Origin of the sequence: Sulfuracidifex metallicus DSM 6482 = JCM 9184 (assembly GCA_032834875.1) — an archaeon.
GTDB lineage: Archaea > Thermoproteota > Thermoprotei_A > Sulfolobales > Sulfolobaceae > Sulfuracidifex > Sulfuracidifex metallicus.
The window spans coordinates 2160580-2184884 of record CP135238.1 but is presented as its reverse complement, the minus strand read 5'-3'; the positions used below and the strand labels follow the sequence as shown (position 1 = coordinate 2184884).

The 24305-nt window shown below is 35.7% G+C and carries 26 protein-coding genes; 11 read left to right on the top strand and 15 right to left on the bottom strand.

Annotated features, from left to right (window positions below; all coding sequences use genetic code 11):
• Together RQ359_RS11865 and RQ359_RS11860 are read left to right on the top strand one after the other, a co-directional pair.
• Positions 1-390 (top strand): Trm112 family protein, encoded by a 390-nt coding sequence (locus tag RQ359_RS11865; RefSeq protein ID WP_054839342.1) that lies wholly within the window; start codon positions 1-3, stop codon positions 388-390.
• Positions 391-466: 76 nt separating this feature from the next.
• Entirely contained in the window at positions 467-889 is a 423-nt protein-coding gene (locus RQ359_RS11860; RefSeq protein WP_054839344.1) for a DUF2153 domain-containing protein, read from the top strand.
• Positions 890-1105: 216 nt separating this feature from the next.
• Here the strand turns inward: RQ359_RS11860 and RQ359_RS11855 are convergent, their stop codons facing one another.
• Positions 1106-1579 (bottom strand): hypothetical protein, encoded by a 474-nt coding sequence (locus tag RQ359_RS11855; protein ID WP_156016380.1) that lies wholly within the window; start codon positions 1577-1579, stop codon positions 1106-1108.
• Between the two features lie 25 nt (positions 1580-1604).
• Complete coding sequence (locus RQ359_RS11850) at positions 1605-2282, bottom strand: orotidine 5'-phosphate decarboxylase / HUMPS family protein (RefSeq protein ID WP_156016381.1); 678 nt, start codon at positions 2280-2282, stop codon at positions 1605-1607.
• Between the two features lie 68 nt (positions 2283-2350).
• Here RQ359_RS11850 and RQ359_RS11845 point away from each other — a divergent pair, with 68 nt between their 5' ends.
• Complete coding sequence (locus RQ359_RS11845) at positions 2351-3976, top strand: CTP synthase (RefSeq protein ID WP_156016382.1); 1626 nt, start codon at positions 2351-2353, stop codon at positions 3974-3976.
• On the opposite strand, the gene RQ359_RS11840 is transcribed toward RQ359_RS11845, so the two are convergent.
• Positions 3957-4235 carry an ArsR/SmtB family transcription factor gene (locus tag RQ359_RS11840; RefSeq protein WP_156016383.1) on the bottom strand — a complete coding sequence of 93 codons (279 nt, stop codon included), beginning with the start codon at positions 4233-4235 and terminating at the stop codon, positions 3957-3959. The two genes, RQ359_RS11845 and RQ359_RS11840, sit on opposite strands and share 20 nt — an antisense overlap.
• 147 nt (positions 4236-4382) lie before the next feature.
• Between RQ359_RS11840 and RQ359_RS11835 the strand changes: the two genes are divergently transcribed.
• Together RQ359_RS11835 and RQ359_RS11830 are read left to right on the top strand one after the other, a co-directional pair.
• Entirely contained in the window at positions 4383-4646 is a 264-nt protein-coding gene (locus RQ359_RS11835) for a U6 snRNA-associated Sm-like protein LSm6 (RefSeq protein WP_054837736.1), read from the top strand.
• A 33-nt stretch (positions 4647-4679) separates the two neighbouring features.
• On the top strand, positions 4680-5894 hold the full coding sequence (locus RQ359_RS11830; protein WP_156016384.1) for a methionine adenosyltransferase: 1215 nt from the start codon (positions 4680-4682) through the stop codon (positions 5892-5894).
• On the opposite strand, the gene RQ359_RS11825 is transcribed toward RQ359_RS11830, so the two are convergent.
• The 3 genes from RQ359_RS11825 to rqcH all read right to left on the bottom strand — a co-directional run bounded on the left by RQ359_RS11825 (position 5868) and on the right by rqcH (position 10339).
• Positions 5868-7691: a DUF460 domain-containing protein gene (locus RQ359_RS11825; RefSeq protein WP_156016385.1), complete on the bottom strand. Its 1824-nt coding sequence runs from the start codon at positions 7689-7691 to the stop codon at positions 5868-5870. The two genes, RQ359_RS11830 and RQ359_RS11825, sit on opposite strands and share 27 nt — an antisense overlap.
• A 5-nt stretch (positions 7692-7696) precedes the next feature.
• Complete coding sequence (locus RQ359_RS11820) at positions 7697-8524, bottom strand: RIO1 family regulatory kinase/ATPase domain-containing protein (RefSeq protein WP_162308971.1); 828 nt, start codon at positions 8522-8524, stop codon at positions 7697-7699.
• A 66-nt stretch (positions 8525-8590) separates the two neighbouring features.
• The gene (gene rqcH / locus RQ359_RS11815) at positions 8591-10339 is read right to left on the bottom strand and encodes a ribosome rescue protein RqcH (protein WP_338116961.1); all 1749 of its coding nucleotides are present in this window, start codon (positions 10337-10339) and stop codon (positions 8591-8593) included.
• 293 nt (positions 10340-10632) lie between these two features.
• Here rqcH and RQ359_RS11810 point away from each other — a divergent pair, with 293 nt between their 5' ends.
• The 4 genes from RQ359_RS11810 to RQ359_RS11795 all read left to right on the top strand — a co-directional run bounded on the left by RQ359_RS11810 (position 10633) and on the right by RQ359_RS11795 (position 13203).
• A complete protein-coding gene (locus tag RQ359_RS11810) occupies positions 10633-11115 on the top strand; it encodes a Mut7-C RNAse domain-containing protein (RefSeq protein ID WP_054837731.1) in 483 nt (160 codons plus the stop codon).
• Positions 11069-11716, top strand: a complete 648-nt coding sequence (locus RQ359_RS11805) for a TIGR00296 family protein (RefSeq protein ID WP_240900032.1) — start codon at positions 11069-11071, stop codon at positions 11714-11716. Before RQ359_RS11810 ends, RQ359_RS11805 begins: the two co-directional genes overlap by 47 nt.
• 73 nt (positions 11717-11789) lie before the next feature.
• Complete coding sequence (pdo, locus tag RQ359_RS11800) at positions 11790-12491, top strand: protein disulfide oxidoreductase (protein WP_156016388.1); 702 nt, start codon at positions 11790-11792, stop codon at positions 12489-12491.
• Between the two features lie 61 nt (positions 12492-12552).
• Positions 12553-13203: a hypothetical protein gene (locus RQ359_RS11795; protein ID WP_457921220.1), complete on the top strand. Its 651-nt coding sequence runs from the start codon at positions 12553-12555 to the stop codon at positions 13201-13203.
• On the opposite strand, the gene dcd is transcribed toward RQ359_RS11795, so the two are convergent.
• Positions 13187-13705 (bottom strand): dCTP deaminase, encoded by a 519-nt coding sequence (dcd, locus tag RQ359_RS11790; RefSeq protein ID WP_457921219.1) that lies wholly within the window; start codon positions 13703-13705, stop codon positions 13187-13189. The two genes, RQ359_RS11795 and dcd, sit on opposite strands and share 17 nt — an antisense overlap.
• A gap of 128 nt (positions 13706-13833) precedes the next feature.
• Between dcd and RQ359_RS11785 the strand changes: the two genes are divergently transcribed.
• Both RQ359_RS11785 and RQ359_RS11780 read left to right on the top strand, forming a co-directional pair.
• Positions 13834-15609: an ATP-dependent DNA ligase gene (locus RQ359_RS11785; protein WP_156016390.1), complete on the top strand. Its 1776-nt coding sequence runs from the start codon at positions 13834-13836 to the stop codon at positions 15607-15609.
• Positions 15610-15723: 114 nt separating this feature from the next.
• Entirely contained in the window at positions 15724-16731 is a 1008-nt protein-coding gene (locus RQ359_RS11780) for an MBL fold metallo-hydrolase (protein WP_457921218.1), read from the top strand.
• On the opposite strand, the gene RQ359_RS11775 is transcribed toward RQ359_RS11780, so the two are convergent.
• From RQ359_RS11775 to RQ359_RS11740, 8 genes are read right to left on the bottom strand one after another with little or no spacing between them, the layout of a single operon-like run.
• Positions 16719-18332, bottom strand: coding sequence for an alkaline phosphatase family protein (locus tag RQ359_RS11775; RefSeq protein WP_156016392.1), 1614 nt, complete (start codon positions 18330-18332; stop codon positions 16719-16721). The genes RQ359_RS11780 and RQ359_RS11775 overlap by 13 nt on opposite strands.
• A gap of 11 nt (positions 18333-18343) precedes the next feature.
• Positions 18344-18604, bottom strand: coding sequence for a hypothetical protein (locus tag RQ359_RS11770; protein WP_156016393.1), 261 nt, complete (start codon positions 18602-18604; stop codon positions 18344-18346).
• A 6-nt stretch (positions 18605-18610) separates the two neighbouring features.
• A complete protein-coding gene (locus RQ359_RS11765) occupies positions 18611-19300 on the bottom strand; it encodes a uroporphyrinogen-III synthase (protein ID WP_162199527.1) in 690 nt (229 codons plus the stop codon).
• Positions 19251-20132, bottom strand: coding sequence for a hydroxymethylbilane synthase (gene hemC / locus RQ359_RS11760; protein WP_156016394.1), 882 nt, complete (start codon positions 20130-20132; stop codon positions 19251-19253). The genes RQ359_RS11765 and hemC overlap by 50 nt, the downstream gene beginning before the upstream one ends.
• Positions 20113-21384, bottom strand: coding sequence for a glutamate-1-semialdehyde 2,1-aminomutase (gene hemL / locus RQ359_RS11755; RefSeq protein WP_156016395.1), 1272 nt, complete (start codon positions 21382-21384; stop codon positions 20113-20115). The genes hemC and hemL overlap by 20 nt, the downstream gene beginning before the upstream one ends.
• Positions 21381-22391 carry a porphobilinogen synthase gene (gene hemB, locus RQ359_RS11750; protein WP_054837727.1) on the bottom strand — a complete coding sequence of 337 codons (1011 nt, stop codon included), beginning with the start codon at positions 22389-22391 and terminating at the stop codon, positions 21381-21383. Before hemB ends, hemL begins: the two co-directional genes overlap by 4 nt.
• Positions 22321-23616 (bottom strand): glutamyl-tRNA reductase, encoded by a 1296-nt coding sequence (locus RQ359_RS11745; protein ID WP_156016396.1) that lies wholly within the window; start codon positions 23614-23616, stop codon positions 22321-22323. The genes hemB and RQ359_RS11745 overlap by 71 nt, the downstream gene beginning before the upstream one ends.
• Positions 23613-24284, bottom strand: a complete 672-nt coding sequence (locus RQ359_RS11740; RefSeq protein WP_054837724.1) for a precorrin-2 dehydrogenase/sirohydrochlorin ferrochelatase family protein — start codon at positions 24282-24284, stop codon at positions 23613-23615. The genes RQ359_RS11745 and RQ359_RS11740 overlap by 4 nt, the downstream gene beginning before the upstream one ends.
• Positions 24285-24305: the final 21 nt, after the last annotated feature.

Here is a 24305-nt window from a genome sequence, read left to right as displayed (position 1 = left end):
TTGAAGTATCGACTTATGGACGTTTTAGCATGCCCAATATGTAAGAACTTTCCACTTACAATGCTTGTCTTTAACGAAAAAGAGGTTGAAAGGAAGAATGCAGACATTAAAAAGCCTGTCTGCGAAATCTTCTGCTCGTTTAAAAAAGATTTTATTAGAAAATTAGACTCAACTCCTTGCGAAGAATGTGAAAGTAAAGAGATAATAGAAGGTATATTAATCTGCGATAAGTGCAATCGATGGTATCCAATTATAGATGAAATACCTAGAATGCTTCCAGACGGCTTGAGGAAAAAGGAAGACGATATTAAGTTTCTAAAGGCTCATGAAAATGAGATAGAAGATAGGGTAAAAAAGAACGGTTTGCCCTTTAACTTGTCCGAAGTATAATACTTTCTCTTTAGGAGAGAACTCTTAAAACTAGTATTTATTAAGTGTGAATCACTAACAGTATATGGTGTCTAGGTTGGAAAATACGTTCCTTAATAACTTAGATGAATGGATAAAGATGCAGAAGAACTTACTAGCAACTTTGAAAGAAATGGAGGTAAAACAGTCTACAAGTGACATGGATAGGTTGGACTTAGTTCTAGCTTCAAGAACAGCATTTCAACATATGATAAGAACTCTAAAAGCATTTGATCAATGGTTACAAGACCCAATGGTAATTAAACATATGCCGGAGGAAATGTTACAAGATGTAAAGAACAACAGCTGGAAACTATTAGAACAGTTGCTCGAACTAGATATAAGGCACACGAGTCAGTTTAGGGAATTGATAACCAAGTTAGGAAAGGACGGAAAGCTAGATCCTCTAATATGGGCACGTGTAGTAGCAGAAGAATCTCAACAGACTCAGGAAAGGAGAAGTCCTCTATCTACGATCTAAAACATTTTTCCCTTTCAGTAGCTATCTCTTTTTATTAAATTAACTCTATTTTAAGGTTTAAGAAATTTTATTTCTCGAAATGATCAAGCCATAAATCAACCTGATTATACATATACAAGAAGTTTTCGAGGCAAATACTTAAACGTCAAGTTAATCTACTTTCAGGGCACGAATATATATCTAATTTATATTATATTATTATATAAGCTAAAAACTTTACCTTCTCCCATTCCTAAGCCTTCTCTCGTTCTTCATCTTTAGGTTATATTCTTCATCTATTGCATTTATTTTTACTTTTAGATCATTAATTGCAGAATCAAGTTTGTTCTTCATTTCTTCTTCTATTTGGGATTTTTCTAGGAACTCCTTTCCGTCGTTGGATAAGGATAACTTCTTAGTTTTAAGGTCGTTTTCTATAAAGCCTAAGTAAAGGAGAGAAGTTATATCTTCTTTAAGTGAGTGGCTAAATATATTATTTCCAATATTATTAAAGTTATATCCTAAATCCATACCTTTCTCTTTCATTTCGAAAATTAATGCAGTGAGGGCTTTCTCTGAAACTCTTTCCATCCTGTTAATTATGTAAAGAAGGCTTAACTTCCTCTTATCCTCGTTCAGAATAGTAGGGTTTATCACTTGCTTATTAGAGATTTTCAAATCCTTGGACTTTTGAGTCGGTTGAGAAGACAATTAAAATACACCTAACTTCTTATTGTCAGTTCCCATTTATTATGTTAACTATGTCCAGGGTTGAGGTATAGGGATCTTTACTTCTAGTAATTGCACCACCTACTACGAAAATATTTATCGGTAAGTCAAGTAGCATGGAGATTCTTTCCTTATTTAACCCACCGGCTACCGATATTAGGACACCAAGTTCTGAGATTTCCTTGATTTCTCCTTTCATGTCTGCAACGCTTATACCACGAGTTTTTTGAACGTCCAAACCAACATGTAATCCAACTATGTCTACACCTAAGGATTTCAGTTGTTTAGCCCTACATACTACGTCTTTAACGTTTATTAGATCAGCCTGAACTAACATACCTAGTTCTGATGCCTTCTCAACTGCGGACTTAATTGTAGAGTCATCCATTATGCCTAATACTGTAATTATGTTGGCGTTAGCGTTATTAGCTATTATCACTTCAACGTCTCCGGCATCTGCAGTCTTCATGTCTGCTAACATTATTTTATCTTTAACCACTTCTCTAACCTTTTTCATACCTTCTATTCCAGAAGCTTTTACTAGAGGCGTTCCAACCTCTATGATGTTAGCTCCTGCCCTACTTGAGGCTTCAGCTACCTTTAGCGCGTCGTTTATGTCTATGAAATCAAGGGCAACTTGTAAGTTTTTCCTGCTCTTTATCTTCTCGAATATGTCTTTTTTCATACGCCTACCTGATTTTGCGTGTTAATAAATGAAGCGTTTAACAAATGACTTTTTATTTTATGAGAGAAATGCCTTTTTACTGTGATTACTGCTTGGCTAAATATATTATAATAACTGGGGGTGTTCTTTCTAGCGTAGGTAAAGGTACAGTCGCAGCTTCAATAGGGATGCTCCTAAAAAGAAGGAATATTAGAATTACCGTTGTCAAGGTGGACCCTTATATAAACGTTGACGCCGGAACTATGAACCCTTATATGCACGGCGAGGTTTTCGTTACAGAGGATGGTGCAGAGACTGACTTAGATTTAGGACATTACGAACGTTTCATAGGAATTAATGTAACCAAATATAATAATATAACTGCTGGTAAAGTATATTTTGAAGTAATAAATAAGGAAAGAAAAGGCGAATATTTAGGACAAACAGTCCAGATAATACCTCACGTAACAAGAGAAATCATCTCCATGATAAAGAAAGCAGGCGAAGTAAGTAATGCAGACGTTGTAATTGTTGAAATAGGGGGAACAGTAGGAGATATAGAAAGTTTACCTTTCCTTGAAGCCGTAAGGCAGATGAAGTTAGACGAAGAAAATAACCTTGTTTTCGTTCATGTAGCGTTAGCACCATATATGAAAGTTACGGGCGAATTAAAGACAAAGCCATTACAACATAGCGTTCAAGAATTAAGAAGAATAGGAATTCAACCAGACTTAATTATAGTTAGGTCTGAAGTAGCTTTAGATCAAGAAAGCAGGAATAAAATTGCGTTGTTTACTAACGTTAAACCTTCCTTTATCTTCTCCAGTTATGATGTTGCCACTCCTTACGAGGTACCGTTAGTTCTAGAAAATCAAGGTATATCAGAAAAAATAATGAAAATGTTAGATATACCAAAAACAGATGCCAATCTAGATGATTGGGTAAATTTCGTTTCTTCCTTGAAGGATGGAGACAGAGAGGTCAACATAGTTCTCATTGGTAAGTACACCAAGTTAAAAGATACGTATATGAGCATAAGGGAGGCGCTTATTCATGCTAGCGCTTCGCTTCATATTAAGCCAAAATTGGTATGGGTAGAATCTACTGACCTAGAAGATAACGATGAAAAATTAAAAGAAATAATGGATAAAGCAGATGGCGTTATAGTTTTGCCTGGTTTTGGAGCACGTGGTACAGAAGGTAAAATAAAAGCTATAAAGTACGTCAGGGAAAACAACATACCTTTCCTCGGAATCTGTTTCGGCTTTCAATTGGCTGTTGTGGAGTTTGCAAGGGACGTATTGTCTTTAAAAGATGCTAATAGTACTGAAATAAATCCCTCTACTACTTATCCTGTAATTACAATGTTAGATGATCAAAAGAGAGTAGTTCAAGTAGGGGGAACCATGAGATTAGGTTCTCAAAAGATTATTCTTAAGGAAGGCTCTATAGCTAATAAAATATACGGATCCAAAGTCATTTACGAAAGACATAGGCATCGGTATGAGGTAAACCCTGAATATGTTGACGCACTACAGAAGGCTGGACTAGTTATTTCAGGAGTTAGCGAGAATGGCTTAGTAGAGTTTATAGAGTTACCTAATAAGAAGTTTTTTGTAGCAACACAAGCCCATCCTGAGTTCAAAAGCAGACCTATGAGCCCGTCTCCTTTATATGTCAGCTTTCTTAAGGCATCTATGGGGAAAGATCTATAACTATCCTGCTATATTTAGGTTTAACAATTTTTTTAATTCCCTTTATTCCATTTTCATATTCAGATACTACAAGACCGGCATTCTCCAAGGTAGCTATATGATTGCTTATGTTTCCTTTGCTCATTCCAAGCTCTGAGGTTAATTCGGTTACACTCATTGGTTTATTATTAATTAACTTTAGAATATTTATTCTGCTAATTACTGATAATGCCTCAGCTATCTTTAAGATCTCCTCTGGTTCTTGTATTGTTAACTCCATGGATTATAGTGATTTAAGAAAAGGAAAATTAAGTAACGGTATATAATACGAACAACATCACCGCTTAATTTTACAATGCTCCTCTCTAATGAAAGAAGCTTTAAATTTGACCCGTAATTTTTAATACCATATAAGGGATGAAGAACTGTGCAGGCAAAAGTCGAAAATCCATTGAAGAATTTAAGAATGGCAATAAATAAATTAGTATTAGTAAAACTTAAGGATGGTTCAGAATATATGGGGAAGCTGGAGCAAACTGACGGTACGATGAACATAGTACTAAGGGACTGCAGCGAAATGAAGGAAGACAGCGAGGATCCAGTAGCAAGTTATGGAAGAGTTCTCATTAGAGGGAGTAACATATTGTTCATAAGTGTTGATTATGAGACTATAGCGGAAAAAACTAAGTAAATGATATAAGTTAAAGCTGTTAAGGTGCTACAAATGAAAAATATTAATGTGCAGTTAAATAAGACTGTAGATATCAATTCTCTAGAAGTAGAATTAGTAGAAAGGAAAGGAATTGGTCATCCAGACTATATCGCGGATTCTGCATCCGAAGAGGCTAGTAGGAAGCTTTCCCTATATTATCTTAAGAAATACGGAGTCATACTTCATCATAATCTTGATAAAACCTTAGTAGTTGGAGGTCAGGCATCCCCTAAGTTCAAAGGAGGTGACGTAATTCAACCTATTTACATAATAGTAGCTGGCAGGGTAACAACTGAGGTAAAAACTAGTGATGGAATTGACGAAATACCCGCTGGAACAATAATAATAGAAAGCGTTAAGCAATGGATAAAGGATAATTTTAGATATCTAGATCCAGAAAAGCACGTTATAGTTGATTACAAAATAGGCAAAGGTTCCACTGATCTAGTAGGTATCTTCGAGTCCAGCAAGGCTACTCCTCTCTCTAATGATACTAGCTTTGGAGTAGGCTTTTCTCCTATGTCGAAGTTAGAAAACATGGTTTTCACTATAGAGAGACAATTGAACTCCAAAGAGTACAAATCTAAGATGCCTGAAGTAGGTGAAGATATAAAAGTGATGGGACTCCGTAAAAATAAGGATATAGAAATTACAGTAGCTGCTGCAACAATAAGTGAGCTTATTGAAGACATAAACCATTACTTGTCCATAAAGGATCAAATAAAAGATACAGTGATTTCAATAGCAAACAAGATAGCTCCGGACTATAATATAAAGGTGAATGTTAATACTGGTGATAAGATAGAACGCAATATTATCTACATGACAGTTACTGGAACATCGGCAGAACATGGGGACGACGGTGTAACTGGAAGGGGAAATAGAGGTACTGGATTAATAACACCAATGAGGCCTATGTCTTTGGAAGCCACTGCTGGAAAGAACCCTGTAAACCATGTAGGCAAAATGTATAACGTTGTGGCCAATTTGATAGCAAAGAAGGTTACAGATGAACTATCTGAAGTAAAGGAGGTACAAGTTCAAGTTCTAGGTCAGATAGGTAGGCCTATAGATGATCCATTAATAGCTAACCTAGATGTAGTTACTGTAGATGGCAAGATGAGCGACAATTTAAAGAACGAAATAAACGGAATTGTTGATGAACAGCTAAGCTCATTCCGTAAAATAACCGAATTGATCTTAGAAGGAAAAGTTACTATGTTTTGACCTAGAGCTCCTATACGATTCTATTAGACCTTTTAGGTCAATTTTTTTAGAATTCTCGATTTCTAATTCTTTAGACATTAATCTAAGCCAGTTTAACGTGTCTTTCTCTATAACTGCTACCTGACCATTGAAGAAGGGTACTATAATTGGATCTATTTCCTCTCCGAGGAAGAATAACTTTCCATCTTTTACACATACCAATGGAGAGCTATCATCAAATACGGGAATTGCATCATTTCTGCTCAACTTCAGTATTACATCTTTTAATTGCTTTATTTCTGCTTCATTTTTAAGTTTAGTTTGCGTAAGTGAATTTATTAATTTATCTTTTTCAGTTAGCTGTAGTTGAAGCTCGTATATTCTTCTGTCCCTTTCCAAATCCTTTTTTAGATTTAGCTTAGTTTCTTCTATCCTTCTTTCTAGCATTTCCTTTTCAATGATTATAGAAGATATAGTTCTTCGTAATCTAATATTTTCCAATTTAAGCTTGTTTATTTCATCCTTGGGTTGTTGATTTTCCGCTACTTGTTTTACTTGCTTGATTACCTTAACGTTATTTTCCTTGTTTAATACCTCCTCTATTTCTTTCTCTATGCATGAAGAGATAGGTTCTCCTTTTATTACGCAATCGTACACCCTTTCTTCATTTATGTCGAGTTCAAGTCTATTTATCAAGCTTTCTGCTTGTCTCAACTTGTTCTCTATTTCGTGAAAAGCCTTGAGAGCCGCAGAAAGTGAATCTCTTGTATGGGCATCTATTATTCTCATTCCAGTTTTTTTAGAGAAAATAGAAACTATTTGTTGCTTCTCCTCTGCTGAGATTTCACGATCTGGTACGAAAAGCCTACAGTTTAATGTAGACGCTATTTTCTTTACAGCATCAGGTACAGGATTTACGTCTGTAGCTATAATTGTAGGAACGCCGTAGCTCATTATGATATTTATTATTTCTTCCCTGTCTATGCTTCGCCTGCTTTCCAATAACAAAGGCCTTCCATGGATGTCTATTATTGCTATACCTACCTCAAGACCTGGGTCCAATCCTACTATTATTCTTCTTTTTATTTCTCTTTCTGGTTCATTAAATTCAATCTTATTTTTATATATTGGTCTTATGTCGACTACGACATCATTTCCTCTCATCTTCTTTACTATGCCGTATAGCCTTTCCCTTGGGGAGTAAACTGTGAAAACAGCCCCTTCAATTCCAGCTCTGGTTCTTCGTATTATCACGTCGTAATCTAAACCATTTCTATCAAGTTTTTCCTTTATTTCCCTAGCTACACGTAATAATAGACCTCTAATGTGCCTTTTGTATCTATTTTGGCTCATTCCACCTGGTCCTAAGTTTCTGCCTCTAGCAACTATTATCTTAGTTCGTTTCTCAACAGGGTTAATCACCTTACCGTAACCTCTAATTGCCAGCATACAATTAACGTACGCTGTACGCAATGGCGATAGTTTCATTACGTTATCTAAAATCCCCATTTCTAGCGCTAATTCTTTTATACTTTTGAATTCTCCTTTATTAAATGTTGTTTGAACTATTTTAGTATATTCTGGCAAAAACTTAATAAAATTAATAACGTCTCGATCGGTTTCTCCCAGTTCATAGATGTTATCTATTGCAATTATCTCGGCTTTCATCTCCCATGCTAGCCTGATAACCCTACTTCTAGGGGCGAATTCGCTCTTCTCTATTAGTTCTCCTTTTTCGTTTATCGCTACTACGGCGTAATGTGGTTCGCCTTTCGAAGGACTTTCGTTTGGTTCTATATCTACCCCTATTACTATCATTATATTTAACCCCTAATATATGATAAAATTTGTGGTATTTCTCTAACTATTTCATACTCTTTTTCAAAGAAGGAGATTATATGGCTTAGATCTCTATAAAGCGTTTCTTCAGAAGCTCTTGAAGATTGAGGCCAATCTATAATGTAAGGGATATCATTTGTAACCATTATGTTATATGGACTTAAATCACCATGAATTATTTTACAACACGTATATGCTATTTTTATAGTAGAAATTATTTCATCAAGCACTTTTTCTGGATCTCCTAGTTCTGGCTTCTCCGAAAGTTGAACACCATCTATCAATTCCATAGCTATAGCATTGACACCTAAACCAATGGGTCTGGGCACCCTAGCCCCATTCTTCCACATACAAGTAAGTGCCTTATATTCAGCTTCAGCATTTTCTATGCTTAGCCTAACCCAGCTTTTTCTTCCATATGGATCCTTGTTGACGCGCCTAAGACTTTTGTAGCTAGTTCTGCCAATTCTGTGAAACTTTACCACTATTTTGTTGTCGTCAAAGTCGTAGCCAGCATATACTTCACTTTCTTTACCTTCACCTATAATTGTAGAGAGGCTTTTAAGAATCCTGCTTTCATATAATTTTTTAATAGAAATTACATCAATTCCTGAGAAGGTTATTTTGTATGCATCATAACCCAAGTTTTTCTCATGGTAAATTAATTTGAGCTTTAGTAACTTAGCAAGATAATATTCAAGCTGAGTGGGATTAAATTCAGTTTCTTCTTGTATCTTTTTCTTTGGTACTAATTCATAGGAATCTGAATTCCTTAATAAAAATTTAAGCAAAGAGAACTCGGGTGGTCCCACAAGTGATGCTCTATTAGATAGGGGTAAAGTGGGCATGTTTATGGCATAAATTTAGTTTTGAAGGTTTTATGCATTTTCTTTAATTACCTTGCATCTCCCTGGAAGAATCTTAATTATCTCCTCCTTAAGACCATTAGCTCCAGGTATATTTTCTCTGTTCATTATTTTTATTATTTTAGAGGCAGTTTTCTCTGGATCATCTTCCCCAGGAACAAGTTTCACATGAAACATGCATCTCTTTTTTACAGCTTCCTCAGAGCCTACGAAGAGTCTTACTCCGTTATTGTCCTCCAATCCTATCCAAAGTTCTAGCTTTAGGTTTTTGATAAAGTTCTTTTTACCATAGATCATAAAGGAACCCTTAGGCAAATACTCTCCAGTTGGGGGAGACTTACTTACCTGATCTCCAGTAACCCAGAACACATCTATGGAAGCTAAGCCCTCCTTCCAGGCCTTTGAGTAAGTGGCAGATATAACAGCTGCATCCTTTAAGTCGCATTCCCCTATTTCTTTTCCCATAGTTTTTATTATTGTAGCAGGTGCGCCGTGTATATCTGCGTGCAGAAATATGTCTTTATCATCAAGCATTTTTTTAACCAAGCTTTCGTTCTGATCCACGTCTCTACCAGCTATAACGAGAAACTCGTTTCTTGTTATAGTCCATCTGTACTTTTCGTACCATTCCTTTTCTCTTATTTTAATTTTACTGGATTCCTCTTTCTGTTTAATAGAGGCTTCTAACGTATTTAACTTATTTTGTAGATTAATTAGTATTTCTTCAGCCTTCTTGGCCTTGGCTTCTAGTTCCTTAGCTCTATCAAAGTAGATGGACGCGTTTTTAGTAGGACTGAGCCTTGGATCTAATTCTATTTCCTCTCCATCTAATTTTATTATAATTGTATTTTTAGAGTTTATATTTGTATTTCTTATTTCCTCGATTAAAGGATAGTTTCCCATTATTAGTTTGCCAATTTTTCTTAATCTTTCTGCATTTTCTTTGTATACACTTATCTTCTGATTTACTTCGTTTATAGTCGATATTAACCTACCCTTCTCATCATTTAATTTTTTACTAGACTCATTCACTATTTGTTCCTTCTCTAATTCCGTGAAATATCTATCTAATGCATCATTAAATGATCGAAATTCTATACAATTATTACTAGCTTTTATTGGTAATACTGTAGTTTTCTCAATTAAGCAAGGCTTGATTATACCATTTTTTATTTTTTCTTCTAATTCTGATATTATAATTTTCCCATTTTCTACATCAGTTATGTTAAGTGCATCTATTATTTCTTGCGGGGCACTTAACAATGAAGGTAGAGATGCTTTTCTCTTACTTGTAGAAATTGGAGGTAAGCTGTATGTGCTGCCTTGTTTGATTTCTCTATCTTTGAACTCTTTTCTCTCCGTAGTAAATAATATTTGGTTCTTGTCGTCTGTAACTATTAGTACTCCCCTTGGAAGCAATTCTACGATTATATTTTTTTCATTGCTAGTTTTAATAGAATAAATTCTTTCATGACCTAATATTTCGGTTGACCTAATGAAACTCTCTCTTAATAAAGTTCTAAGGAACGAAACTTGTCCATTTGTATCCCTATCTATTGTAAATTTTGTAAAATGTATTCTCCTTCCCGGTTCAATTATTAGGTCTCTATCCCCATCCTTACAATGCAAGTGAAATAGGAAAATGTTATTAGAGCCTTTTGTAATATAAATATTATCTATTCTACAATTTTCTATATTTTGGGAATTCTCTATATGCCATGCTAACAAGTCAAAATAATTCATAGAAACTTTCCTTTGCACTTAAAACACCTTTTACGAATCTATGTCTGTGAATACTTCGGATAAAATCTTGCTTTCACGTGGAATTTTAGGTATATTATCTGGTTTTATAACGCTTATCTATCCAACTTATTTTATTATTTTATTCTCTTTGATATTTACTTATATAATATCTGTGATTATTTCTAGAAATATTTTTAAAGTGAATTCCAAATGGGAGCTGATAGGTAAAGGGGGTCTTACGTTTATTTTCACATGGTTCTTAACGGTAGTAATAATTTATAATGTAATACATAGTTAGCTATAGGGTAACGATGCAGAGACAGAAGTTCATTGTAGACGCCATGCTGGGGAGGCTTGCAAGATGGCTTAGGATACTTGGTTATGATACCTACTATAAGAACGATATAGAGGATTGGAAGATATTAAAAATTTCTCAAGAAAATAGCAGAATAATAGTAACTAGGGATAGAGGTCTTTGTATTAGAGCTAAAAAGAAAGGACTACCTTGTGAACTTATAGAGCCTGGACTTAATATAGAGGAAACACTTGTAAAATTAGCTAATAATTGGAAAATAGATCTTTCATTAGATCTAGGGGCTACTAGATGTCCTGAATGTAATTCCGTTCTCGAACAAATAGGAAAGGATAGATGGAAATGTAGTCATTGTTCTAAGGAATATTGGAAGGGAACCCATTGGATAACTATGCAGGAAATTATTATTAGGGCTAGGACAAAGGTTAGTATTAATGAAGATGGAAGAAAATCTAATTTCATTGGAAGATCTAACTCCTGAAGTTGGCGAGCAGTTAATTAAATTAGCAAGATATGCCATAAGAAGGAGTCTAGGTCTACCTGGAAAACAAATTCAGACTAGTCCCATTTTAGAAAGGAAAGGAATGGCATTTGTTACGTTAGAAAAGAACGATATATATAAGTCTCTTAGAGGCTGCATAGGCTACGTTGAGGCTATTGCATCATTAAAGGATATAGTCATGAGGGCAGCCGAGAGTGCAGCTTTTTCTGATCCAAGATTTCCGCCAGTTTCCAAGGAGGAGGTAGATGATCTAATTATAGAGGTAACTGTTCTTACTAAACCGGTTAAGATAAACTGCGAAAGATCTGAATTGCCTAAGCAGATAAAGATTGGGGTTGATGGGCTTATTGTGCAAAAAGGTATCACATTCTCAGGCTTGCTATTGCCACAAGTTCCAGTTGAGTATAATTGGGACGCTGAGACATTTTTAGCTGAAACGTGCATTAAAGCTTCACTGGAGCCAGACTGTTGGTTAGACGATTCTGTAGTAATTAAGAGGTTCTCTGGTAGAATCTTTAAAGAGAAGTCGCCTAATGGTGAAGTTGAACAGGTAAATCTTAATAATTTTATCAATAATTAAAGAAAGTGAGTATAGGTTAAGTAGGAATAATTTTTAAGCTTAGGTTAGCAAGAATAATCTACACGGTGTTAAAATGGAACAAGAATATGCAGAATTATTTAACGATGATGTAAAGAATGCTCTCCAAGACGCACTTAAGGACATGAAGAATAACGTTGATGTATATGTCTTTATAGATTCTAAAGATGAAAACTGTCAATATTGTGACTTAACTGTAAAGTTCATGAATTTTGTGGCAGACGCCTGCCCTAAGAACGAACAAGGTGAGTCAAAATTAAACGTTCATGTAGCTGATAGGCAGGACGAAAATGCGAAGTCTCTATTCTCAGAATATGAAGTTGAGAGAGTTCCTACTGTAGCTTTGTGCAAAGGAAAGATAAGGTGGACTGGTGCTCCTCTAGGAGAGGAGATCAGAGCACTTGTAGAGACTCTTGTAAGAATCTCGCAAGGGGAGAGCGGTTTAAGCCAGGAGACAGTTGAGGCAATAAAGAAGAAAATAAACGGAAAAGTGAAAGTTGAAACTCTAGTTACCCCCTCATGTCCCTACTGTCCTTATGCTGCCCTTATAGCTCACATGGTAGCATATGAAGCATGTAAACAGGAGAAATGCAATATAATATCGGATGTTGTCGAGTCTTATGAGAACCAAGACATTGCAGAGAAATACCAAGTTATGTCAGTGCCTACTGTAGCTGTAAACGAAAGCGTAGAATTTATTGGTGTGCCCACAGAGGAGAATTTTATCAATTCTTTAGAGGAGAAACAAAAGGCATAACTTTTCTATCTAATTGGTTAAAAGCCATGCTTTTTTATCATTTCATTTTATAGTTGAGGATATGAAGACGATTATTTTGAAACTTAGTGACGACGAGTATAGAAAGCTGGAGGAGGATGCTAGGAAAGAAGGTTTTGTTCTCATTTCTGATTATATAAGACATATCTTGCTTTCGGATTCGGTTCAAGATAATTTGCAGTCTTATCAAAAAATAGAAAGAAAAGTCCAAGACATGATAAATCCGTTTACTCAACAAATAGATGATCTAAAAAGAAGGCTAGCAGATGCTATAGAGAGAATAGATGAGATGGAGGAGTTAGTTAAGAAGCCGTCTATCGAAGGAACAACAGAGAAGAAAAAGGATGAAGAAGAGCAGACAAAGAAAAAGACAATAGTGGATATACTTAAGGAGAGAAAGGTCCTTTATGAGAACGAGATGAAGGCTAGAGATCCTTCCGCTATAATTAATAAGCTGAGATCCACTGGAATAGCTCGCATAATATCTACCACCAAAGGTAGGATAGCAATAGAAAATGAGTTCTTTGACATGTTCATTAGACATACCAGTAGTATAAAGTCCAAAGACGTAGAGGAAGCTGCATCACAGCTTCAAGAACCAGAAAGAAAGCTTTTCAAAACTCTAGTAGGAGTGGGTTTAATCTATTACGATAACGAGAAAAACTCGTGGATAGTAGTTACTGGGAAAACTTAGGCAGAGTTACTCCTCTCTGTGTTTGGTATTTCCCTGAATACGGCCTCTCAACTGGAGTTAATGTCTTGGCGAAAATAAGGTGCAGGAAGCGTGTATCTTTTTTCATCTCGACGGGGAAAGAAGATCCAATTACCTCAATCGTTAGCTGTCCCTGAAACCCAGCATCTACGATAGTGGGAGGGATGAAAAGCCCTAGCCTCGCAAAGGAAGACCTCAAGTTCACGAAAGCCATAACATCACTTGGTAACTTAACATGCTCCTTAGTTACCAGAAGTACATGTTCATTGGGTTTTATGATAAACGATTCTCCTTTTTCAAGTTGGAAGAAATCTGACAAATTAGAAGAAGACGTAAAAACCTTGTCCGTAGGCTTAAATCTCGCTATCTCGTCCCCTACACGTAGATCGACTCCATTTTCACGAATTGTGTCCTGGCTTAACGGGTCTATCTCGATCCACTTCTTTTCCAGATAGTATTTTAGGTCACGATCGCCAAGTATCATTTAGATGTCTTACTTATTTTTTTATGACTTAAAAGAGGAACGGTATTTCAGAGTAACTCTGATTCTTCATTTCTTCCGATTAACTTTTCTCATCATGTTATAAGTAATCTAAAAGTTAAGTGATATATATGGACTTTAAGCTAATAGCTGAATACTTCGATAAGCTGGAGAAAATTTCTTCTAGGATACAACTAACTAACCTTCTTTCTGAACTCCTCAAAAACTCAGACCAATCAAGTATAGACAAGGTAATTTACTTAGTACAAGGTAAACTTGGTCCTGATTTCGCTGGGATTCCTGAGTTGGGTATAGGAGAGAAATTTTTAGTTAAAGCTTGTAGCATAGCAACAGGAGTTCCCGAAAAAGACATTGAAGAATTAGGTAAAAAAAGCGGGGATTTAGGTCAAGTTGTATTTGATCTCAAAAGTAAGGGAAGTAACTCGAACATTTTATCATTTTTAGGAGTAAATGCCGAAACTGATCTCAGCGTCGACACTGTTTATGAAAATCTCTTTAAGATAGCTACACAATCAGGAGAAAAAAGCCGTGAACTTAAAATTGGTCTTCTAGCAGGTCTTTTACAAAAAGCATCTCCTCTAGAGGCTAAATTTATCATAAGATTTGTGGAAGGAAGGCTAAGAGTAGGAATAGGCGATTCTACTATAATTGATGCTTTGGGTCAAGCTTTTGGGATAAGTCCAAATGTAATTGAACGTGCATACAATCTTAGAGCTGACTTAGGTTCTATTGGCAAGCTTGTTATATTAAAAGGTGAGGAGGAATTAAAACAAATTAAACCTAAGGTAGGAATACCAATTAGACCAATGTTAGGTGAAAGGCTTCAGGATCCAGTTGAAATTTTGAATAAATTGGGCGGGAGTGCGATGGCAGATTACAAATATGATGGAGAGAGAGCACAAATTCATAAAAATAAAGATACAATAGAGATCTTCTCTAGAAGAATGGAGAATATAACGTCTCAGTATCCTGACGTAGCGGAGATGGTTAAACAAAACCTTAGTTTGGACGAGGCCATAGTTGAAGGAGAAATAGTTGCAGTGGATAGTAATACCGGAGAACTCAGACCTTTTCAGGATTTAATGCATAGGAAAAGGAAGAATAACATAGAGTCAGGAATTAAGGACTATCCAGTAAATTTATTTCTGTTTGATTTAATGTTTGCTAATCAGGAAGATTTTACCAATAAGCCATTACTTGAGCGCAGAAAGCTTCTTGAGTCTTCGGTGAAGCCAAATTCTGAGGTAAAGATAGCTAAGTACATAATTACAAGTGACGTGAATGAAGTCAAAAAATTCTTCCTTCAGGCTATTAGCGACGGCGCAGAAGGATTGATGCTCAAGTCAATCTCACAATCTAGCATATATCAGGCAGGAGCAAGAGGGTGGTTATGGATAAAGTTCAAGAAGGACTATCAAAGCGAAATGGCTGATACGGTAGATCTAGTTATTGTTGGCGGTTTTTACGGCAAAGGAAAACGCGGAGGTAAACTGAGTTCTCTTCTGTTAGCATCTTATAATCCGACAACTGACACCTTCGACAGCGTATGTAAGGTGGCCTCTGGCTTCACAGACGAAGAATTAGATAATATACAGAAAAAACTTCTAGATATAAAGAGAAATTCAAAACATCCTAGGGTTAATTCTAAGTTGGAAGCCGACGTTTGGGTGGAGCCGATTTATGTTGTTGAAATAATAGGAGCTGAGATAACGCTATCCCCTCTTCACTTATGCTGTTTTGGACAGTTTCAAGAAGATGCTGGACTTTCAATTAGATTTCCAAGATTCATAAGATGGCGTGATGATAAATCTCCAGAAGATGCTACTACTCCCTCTGAAATAATGGAAATGTATAAGGCTCAGCTAAAGAAAGTTCAAGTCTCTTAGCTTGTGGTACGAATGCAGAAAAAATTGCTTTTTATTATCAAAAGAGTGATACTTTTTATACGTGTTATTTAGATACGTTTATAATGTTTCTTTGGTTTTAGCCTAGAAACATTTATGATACTTATTGTCCATTATTCTACCGTGTTACCAAGGATATTAAAGAATGGTGCTATCATTTTAGGTGAGAATCTAGTAGCGGACGGATTTGATGAAAAACCCTTTAGAATAGTTTCTCACTTTCACGCAGATCATATAACAGAGCTGTCAAAGAGCATTAAGAAGAGTATAGGAATTATAGCTACTCCAGCAACGTTAGAAGTGCTTAATCTGGATTATAATATACCCCCTAGGAAAAGTTTCAGTCTAAATTATAGTATATCAACTCACTTTGAAGATGAAGTTCTAACTTTGGAACGCGCCGAGCATGTCTTCGGTTCATGTCAAGTTTTGGTGAAGGGTAAGGACGGCGTCACAATAGGCTATACAGGTGATTTCAAGAATCCAGTTAAAGGTACTCCTGTCCTAAAGTCGGATATCCTTATAATAGAGTCTACTTATGGAAGCGAAAAATTTAGAAGAACATTCAAGGCTGACGTTGATGATCTGTTTTACGGTTATGTAAACGACGCGCTTACCAGAGGTCCTGTTATAGTCTACAGCTACCATGGAAAGGCACAGGAAGCTATGCTTCTTCTACGAGAAATGGGAATTATAGCACCATTTATAACCGAAGGAAAGTTCACTAAAATAACTGAAATAGCTAAGAAGTACGGTTATAACATAGAGGGCGTATTTGACATTTCGTCTAGTGAAGGTAAAGAGGCAGTAAAGAGCGGATGGTATGTAGAATTTAGGCATTACAATGATTTTAAGAAGAGGACAGAAAACGGAACCAACTTCGTTCTCTCTGGATGGGAGTTCGGATCAGCAGTTAGAAAGGTAGATAATAACAGTTACGTGGTATCCTTTAGCGATCATGCGGACTTCGATGACCTACTCTATTATGTAGACAACTCTCCCGCGTCTATGATAATCGTTGACGGCGGAAGGAAAGGTCACGCAATGGAGTTAGCTAAAGCTATAAGATCTAGATTAGGCAGGAAGGCAATCTATATGCCCTGAATTAAAGCTTCAGTTAATACTCTTCCATCTACCCTCATATCTACGTTAAAGATCTTTGAAATTGTGGGCGCAACGTCGATTATCCTACAGTTTATTGATTGCCCTTTTCTAAAATTTTTCCCTTGCATTAAGATTATACCTTCCATATCTTCAGCTTTGTAATAGCCATGATCTGCAGTAGAGGTTCTATAAGGAATCACGCTTTCTATTATATCCGTATTTCCTATCACAGAAGACAACGAATAACCCTTAGAAACTCCCATTATTGCTATGTCTCCTTTTCTATCATCTGCAGGCATCTCATTTGCATATATTGATGTGAAAATTCTTACATGATTCTCTGGGTCTTCCAGCATTTCCAGATTCCTCATTATGTACCTAATAAGCTTTGGAAATTCCTTCTTATTGACTATACCGTATCTCTCCCTGTTCATTAGATTAACTCTAATTATTCCTCCTCCACCATAGAAAGCCTTAGTATGTTTCCAGTCAATTCTATCTTCATTTAATTTTAATAAGTTAATTTTCTCTAATAACTTGTTTATGTAAACTCTTTTCTGAACCTTAGATATTCCATGATCAGAGCAAATTACGATATTATCACCTAAATTCATATGATAGCTTATGAAGTCGTCACTAAGGCTATATCCTTTCTTAACGCTCTCTTTGGCTTCCTCGTTATCTATGCCATAAAGTAAGTGTTGTAGATTATCAATGAGCGGTAAGTATGTTATCGCGAAATCCCATTCATATTTTTTAAGGATATACAGAGAATAATTAGAAAAGAACGAGAAGGCGAAATTTACGGTTTCCATGTATTCCTTGAGATTAATCAATCCGTTAGATAGACCGTGATAATCCCCATCTAGAATCATGCCGTTTTTCAACGATACATTATTCCATACGTCTTCTTCTATGTTCTTATCGTTTGACCATTCTTCGTTTTTAAATCCTGGAGGCAAAACATACACGTAGTTTTCCTTAAGTAAAGCCTTGGTTACTCCGATAAGCTCCTTCCTTTTGCAAACTGTTTTTATTTTTATAGGGTCACTCCAAACATACTTCTGAAGTATAATCTCCTCCTCTCCCTCTTCTCCGGGGTATCTTAGAATTCCTTTGTTGTCTCCGATGCTTAATTTCCAATTTTTCTCCATTATCATATTATCGCCATCTTTTATTAAAAATCCTTGATCACAACCTTTCATTTTAGACTTGTATGGATCGAAGAGAATCAGATTGTTCATCTTCCATTTGTCAGGTAATGATTGTGGAGATGAAAGAACGATAGTTTTGTATCCTTTTTTAGACAAGTATACCCAAATCGGTTCATCTATTAAGGAAGTGCTGGAAAACGCCGAAAGTGGCTTATATAGAGGTTTGTTCTTAATGAAAATTTTAGGTCCAGTTATACCATTATGTTCTGGCTCTTTTCCTGAAAATAGAGCAGCTAAAGCTACTGGAGTTATTGACGGAAACACGCTTTTCAAATTCCCCCATATTCCCTCCTTTATTATGGTCGAGAAAGACCTAAGATCGTCTTTGAATTCTTTAAGTAGATGAAAAGAAGCTCCATCCAAGACTACTAGTAAAACTTTCCCCAAAAAGGGTGCACCTACTCCTTATCATAAACCCTTTTCTCAATATCCTCTCTGATACTTGTAGGAGATATCATGTTTACATGGGATCTCTTTATATTTCCTTTTTTATCAAAGCTTATTGCAAACTCGAAATATCCTCTTTCGTTTTTAAATTGTCCAAAAACGTCGTATCTATCTTTGAATTCCTGATAATATTTTATATCTAAATCTTTTATTGAGTTATAGCCGACCTTTGATAAAGTTTTTTCTGTTAAATCTTTTACTATTTCGCTCATTTTCATTTACCTCAGGTCTTGAAGAAGTTTTCTTATCCCACCTATACTATGTTCTTTACTCTCAATTATTTTTACCTCTTTTTTCCTTTCTATTGCCTCCGTAGTGAATGGACCTATGCTAATCACTATATAGTTGCATCTATCTGAAAGATATTTTGAAAGAACTTTGGCTGTTTCGCTGCTGGTGAATACTATGTAGTCTGCCCAACAGCTCTCTAGGTATTCTTTTGCTTTTTCTACGCCTTTCTCATCATTTTCGATTATATATGAGTTAACCTCTTTGTATTTTATTTCACCTTGCAGTTTGTCCCTTAGGTAACTGTTTCCCTTGTTACTTCTTATTACCAACAAAGAAGTTATACCGTCCTTTAATATTCTATCGGCAAGCGATTTACTATCATATGTTTCTGGTACTATCGGAATAATTCCCTTAGCCTTTAATAAAAGGGCTGTCTCCGAACCTATAGCATATACTTTTTCCGGCATACTATTCACAGTGAAACACTCTACTGATTTTTCGCTCATAAACACAATAGCTTCGAATTGTTTTACGTCTATAGGTCCAACATTTACGCACAACGTTCTCTCTATAGGTATGTTGATAATATGAAATCCTTCAACTTCTCCGAGCGATTTTCCCTCAGGTCTAAAGGAAATTACCCTCCTCTTTTGATATCTCTTTGAGTCTTCTTGCAAGTTCATCACCGGCCTTTTTAGGATCATCCCCCGCAACTATTGTTGCAGTAAATTTAGATTTATTGGTATATATTGTAGCTATTCCTTCTAATTTATTATCTATATGTCTAAAGAATACTCCGAGTGGAGAATTGCATCCAGCACCTAAGATATTTCCAACCTCCCTTTCAGCTATTGATTCCATTCTAGAATCTTCAGAATTAAAATTTTCTAACACTTTCTTAATTTCTTTGTTATCCTTTCTGGCAACAACTGCTATTATCCCTTGATTAGCTGCAGGAGTTAGATCAACTGGATTTAATCTTTCATATTTTACGTTAAGTTTTAACCTTTCTATGCCAGCCTCAGCGACTATAATGAAATCGTAACTTCCATTGAACAACTTAGATATTCTAGTGTCTAAATTTCCTCTTAGGCTAGATATCTGCAGATTTGGATTTATGAAATGTGTAAACTTTTGCCTTCTAACGCTACTACTTCCTACTATGCCTTCATCAGCGCTATAGATGGATTTGTTATTTCTGCTAATTACAATATCAAAGGGAGATCCTCTAGGTAAAGTAGCAATAACTTCGAGCTTCTCATCCAGGGTTGTTTCTATATCTTTCATACTATGAACTGCAAGGTCAGCCTCGCCTTTAAGTACCATCTCGTTAACTTCTTTTTCGAATATTCCCTTACCTATTTTACCTATTTCAGAAGAATAGTTAATGTCTCCTCTTGTTTTAACTTCAATGAAACTTACATCATATCCTAATCTTTTTAGATAATCTATAACTAAATCCGCTTGTGCTTTACTAAGTTTACTACCTCTAGCTGCTACCTTTATCATTTTTTATCTCTCTCAATACTTTTCTAAATTTATCTATAGTGAAATTAATGACATTCTGACTATGTGATGCTGATGTGAAAATCGTCTCCAGCTGACTTGGCGGTATAAATACTCCTTCTTTCAGCAATTGTTCGTGTAGGTTGAGGTATAGGGATTTATTAGCCTTTTTAGCTTCAGTGGCGTTTTTTACTTCCTTGACTCCCAGAAAGAACTGCATCATACTTCCTACTCTATGTGTGACATGATCGATCTTCATCATTTGATCCACTTCTTGTGAGATCACTTTAGCGGCTTCATTTGATATTTCGTAAGCATTAGTATGCTCTAGCTCTTCAATAGTTGCCAATCCAGCAGCCATAGAGAGTGGATTAGCATTAAATGTACCCGCATTGAACACCTCTCCTGCAGGAGTTATTGAATCCATTATTTCCCTTCTTCCCGCAATAGCTCCTATAGGAAGTCCACCACCAATTATTTTACCTAAAGTTGTAACATCAGGGACAACTCCAAACATGCCCTGAGCTCCGCTCAGTCCAAGTCTGAAACCGGTAATAACTTCATCGAAAATAAGTAATGTTCCAAACGCCGAAGTTAGTTCTCTAATTCCCTTGATAAAGTCAGTTTTAGGCGGTATAACGCCATAATTTCCCATCACTGGTTCCATTATAACTCCAGCTACGTTCTCCTCCTTGAGATACTTTTCCACACAAGTGAGGTCATTGTATTCGCATAATAGGACGGTTTTTACTATGTCCTTTGGTATGCCTTTTGATATTGTTATTCCATACTCTGATACTGCACTTCCAGCTTCTATTAATCCATAGTCATGGGCACCATGATAGTTTCCGTTAAACTTAATTATTTTCTCCCTACCAGTGAAACCTCTTACTAGTCTTATTGCGTTCATAGTTGCCTCAGTTCCACTGTTTACAAACCTTATCTTTTGGGCTGATGGAATGTGAAATATAATTTTCTTAGCCAGTTCAACTTCTATTCTAGACGGAGTACCATATAGCCACCCTTTTTGGACCTGTTCCATTATTTTATTCCTTACCTTTTCAGGGGAATGACCTAAAATCAAAGGTCCGTATCCTAGGACATAGTCTACTATTTTTTTACCGTCCTCTGTAATCAGAAATGGCCCTTCGCCCTTAGAAGTATAGAACGGATAAGGTTTTACTAAAGCCCTAACTGGGCTATTAACTCCACCAGCAAAAAGTTGTTGGGCTTCCTTCCAAAGATTAATGCTCAAAATGGATCACCTTCATTTAACCATTCTATTATCTTATTTGCGTAGTACGTTATCACTATGTCAGCTCCAGCCCTAAATATGGCGTTTGTTACTTCCAGCACTGCTCTTTTCTCATCTATCCATCCATTTATTGCTGCAGCTTTTAGCATACTATACTCTCCGCTTACATGATATGCGGCCAAAGGATAACAAGGAAAACTTTGCTTTACTCTTGTGATTACATCTAAATAAGTATGTGCAGGTTTAACCATAACTATATCTGCTCCTTCTTCGATGTCTAAATATACTTCTCTAACTCCTTCCTCCAAATTACGTGGATCCATTTGGTAGCCTCTACGATCTCCAAAAGCTGGCTTAGAATATGCAGCTTCTCTAAAAGGTCCATAAAAAGTGGATGCATATTTAGAGCTGTACGCCATTATGGGAACATCCTGGAATCCATTTTCATCTAAAGTTTTCCTAATTTCTCCTACAACGCCGTCCATCATACTAGATGGTGCTATAACGTCTGCCCCAGCCTTAGCTTGGCTTAGGGCAATTTTAGCATGCAACTTTATGCTTTCATCATTATCTACCTTATAGGAGGAACCATTAATGGTAACTATTCCGCAATGTCCATGAGACGTATATTCATCTGTACATTCATCAGTAATCAAAAGTACCTTGCCGCCAAATGTGTTTTTTATTAATTTCAATGTTTTTTGAATAATGCCATCACTATCCATTGCAGATGTAGCTAGATCATCTTTAATTTTCGGAACCCCAAATAATATAAATTTATTTATTCCATTCTTGAGCGATTCTTCAATATAATTTATTAATTTGTCATTCACTGGATATCTATACACTTCAGGCATTGTTTTTATTTCTTCTGGATTATCGATGCCATCTTTTATGAAAATGGGCAAAATTAAACCATCTTTTCTTATTTGGGATTCAGCTACCAGATCCCTCAGTAGTTTCTTGCTTCTTAATCTCCTTGGTCTTAATGTCGGAAATGTGGCCATAATTAAATAGAGTAATTAGGAAGTTAATGTAATTTCTTTCATCGTTTTCTATCATCTTTTTGGTTCCTGATATAACTGGCTCTAATCCTTTGTTTATTATAGATTTCGACATTATGTCAAGTATTTCTTCTATATCTGTATTTAGTTCTATTCCTCTTTTCATTAATTCCTTTTTAGCCTTGTTTACCTCCTCTTCCCTTATTTTTTCTACGTTGTTTAGCATCTTGGAGATAATTTCGTTTTGAATTTCTTTCATATAATCTTCTATAAACTCATTTACACCTTCATCTACTATCTTGTCTATTTTGGGGAGTTCTTCTAATCTATTAGCCATGTTCATCGTAGAAAAGTCCTGTAAATCGGTAAGCGTTAAAACGTTATTTCCAGCGAATAAAGGAGGTACAGAAAGATCTACCACAACCTTGGGCTTGTTATCGGTTAATTCAATTTTTTCTCTAATGCCTGAAATAGCAGATATTGCTACATCATAATCCTTAATTTTAGACAAGTCCAATTTTATTCCTTTATATCCGTATTTTTGAGCCAACTCTACAGCCTTACTTTCTGTTCTATTCATAATTGTCACGTTCTTTACGCCTTCTTTATATAGTAGTTCTGACATCTTTGAGCCAATCTCCCCAGCCCCAAGTATTAGAATTTCTACACTATTTATATTCTCTACTACCTCCTTTATTTTTTCTAATGCTAGAGAATAAATACCAACCTTTCCTTTTGATATGTTAGTTTTTGTTCTTGCAACTCTCCCTACTTTCAGGGATCTGTCAACCAATTTTTCGAGATATCTGTCTGTAGTACCTATCTTCTTTGCTGACGCTATTGCGCATTTTATTTGATTTAATATTTCATATTCTCCTACAGCAATAGAATCAACTCCACTGGCAACATAAAAAAGATGCTTGATAGCTTCTATACCTTCCCTTATAACTGTATCATTGAGCTTTAACTTCCCATGGTGCAGGTCTCCAATGTATTTAAGCAAAATCTTGGCTTTATCTCTAGCTTTATCTCCATGTATATATAATTCCACCCTATTACAAGTTTGAAGTAAGAAAACCCCAGATCGTATAACGTCCTGAATTCTTCTCAGTTCTGACTCATCTAGGTAATAATAATGAAGTGTGTCCATACCAACGTTTTTGTACGTGAAAATTAATGCAGAAAAACTTTCGTTTATCTCATTTATAAACCTATTTTTACTAATCAATTCTCGTCACCTACTATTTCTTTAGCTCTTTCAAGAGCATTTTTGATATCGCCTTCTTTAGCCCTAAGGTTAAACTCCCTATCATCAAAAATTTCATGATATAAGTGATACCTCCTTTTCGGGTCTTTTACGTTTTCCTTTAAGAAAACTTTAATTTCAGCCATAGCATGTAATAGATTTATTATTTCTTTTGAAGCGAGTATATCACTGTTTATCCTGTTAAGTATCTCTTTCGACACTATACTCGAAATTCCAAAAGTTGTTACTGCAACTCCAAAATCATTATTTACCATCGAAATTGGGATAATAAAATCGGAGTTTTCCATATTGCTTGGATCGTTACAAAGCTTCCCCATCTCCCTAGCAAGTTCACATATATCTTTGTTTAAAGCTGGATTTCCTGTTGCGCTAATTACCAGATTCGTGTCTCTTATTAATTCTTTTAATTCTAATTTAGTATTGATATTTATCTCTTTTTTGAAAAGAAATAATGTTTGATATGACTTCTCTAACTCCTTAAGCTCGGTTGAAAAATCCTTGCTTATAACCTTGACCTTGAATCCAGCCTTAAGTAACTCCTTTGCTCTAATTGTACCAACAGTCCCTCCACCTATAACTACAACGTCTATCTTGTAACTTCTAAGGAAGATGGGAAAGAACCCACACATTAGTTAAAGTAAGACTTGATT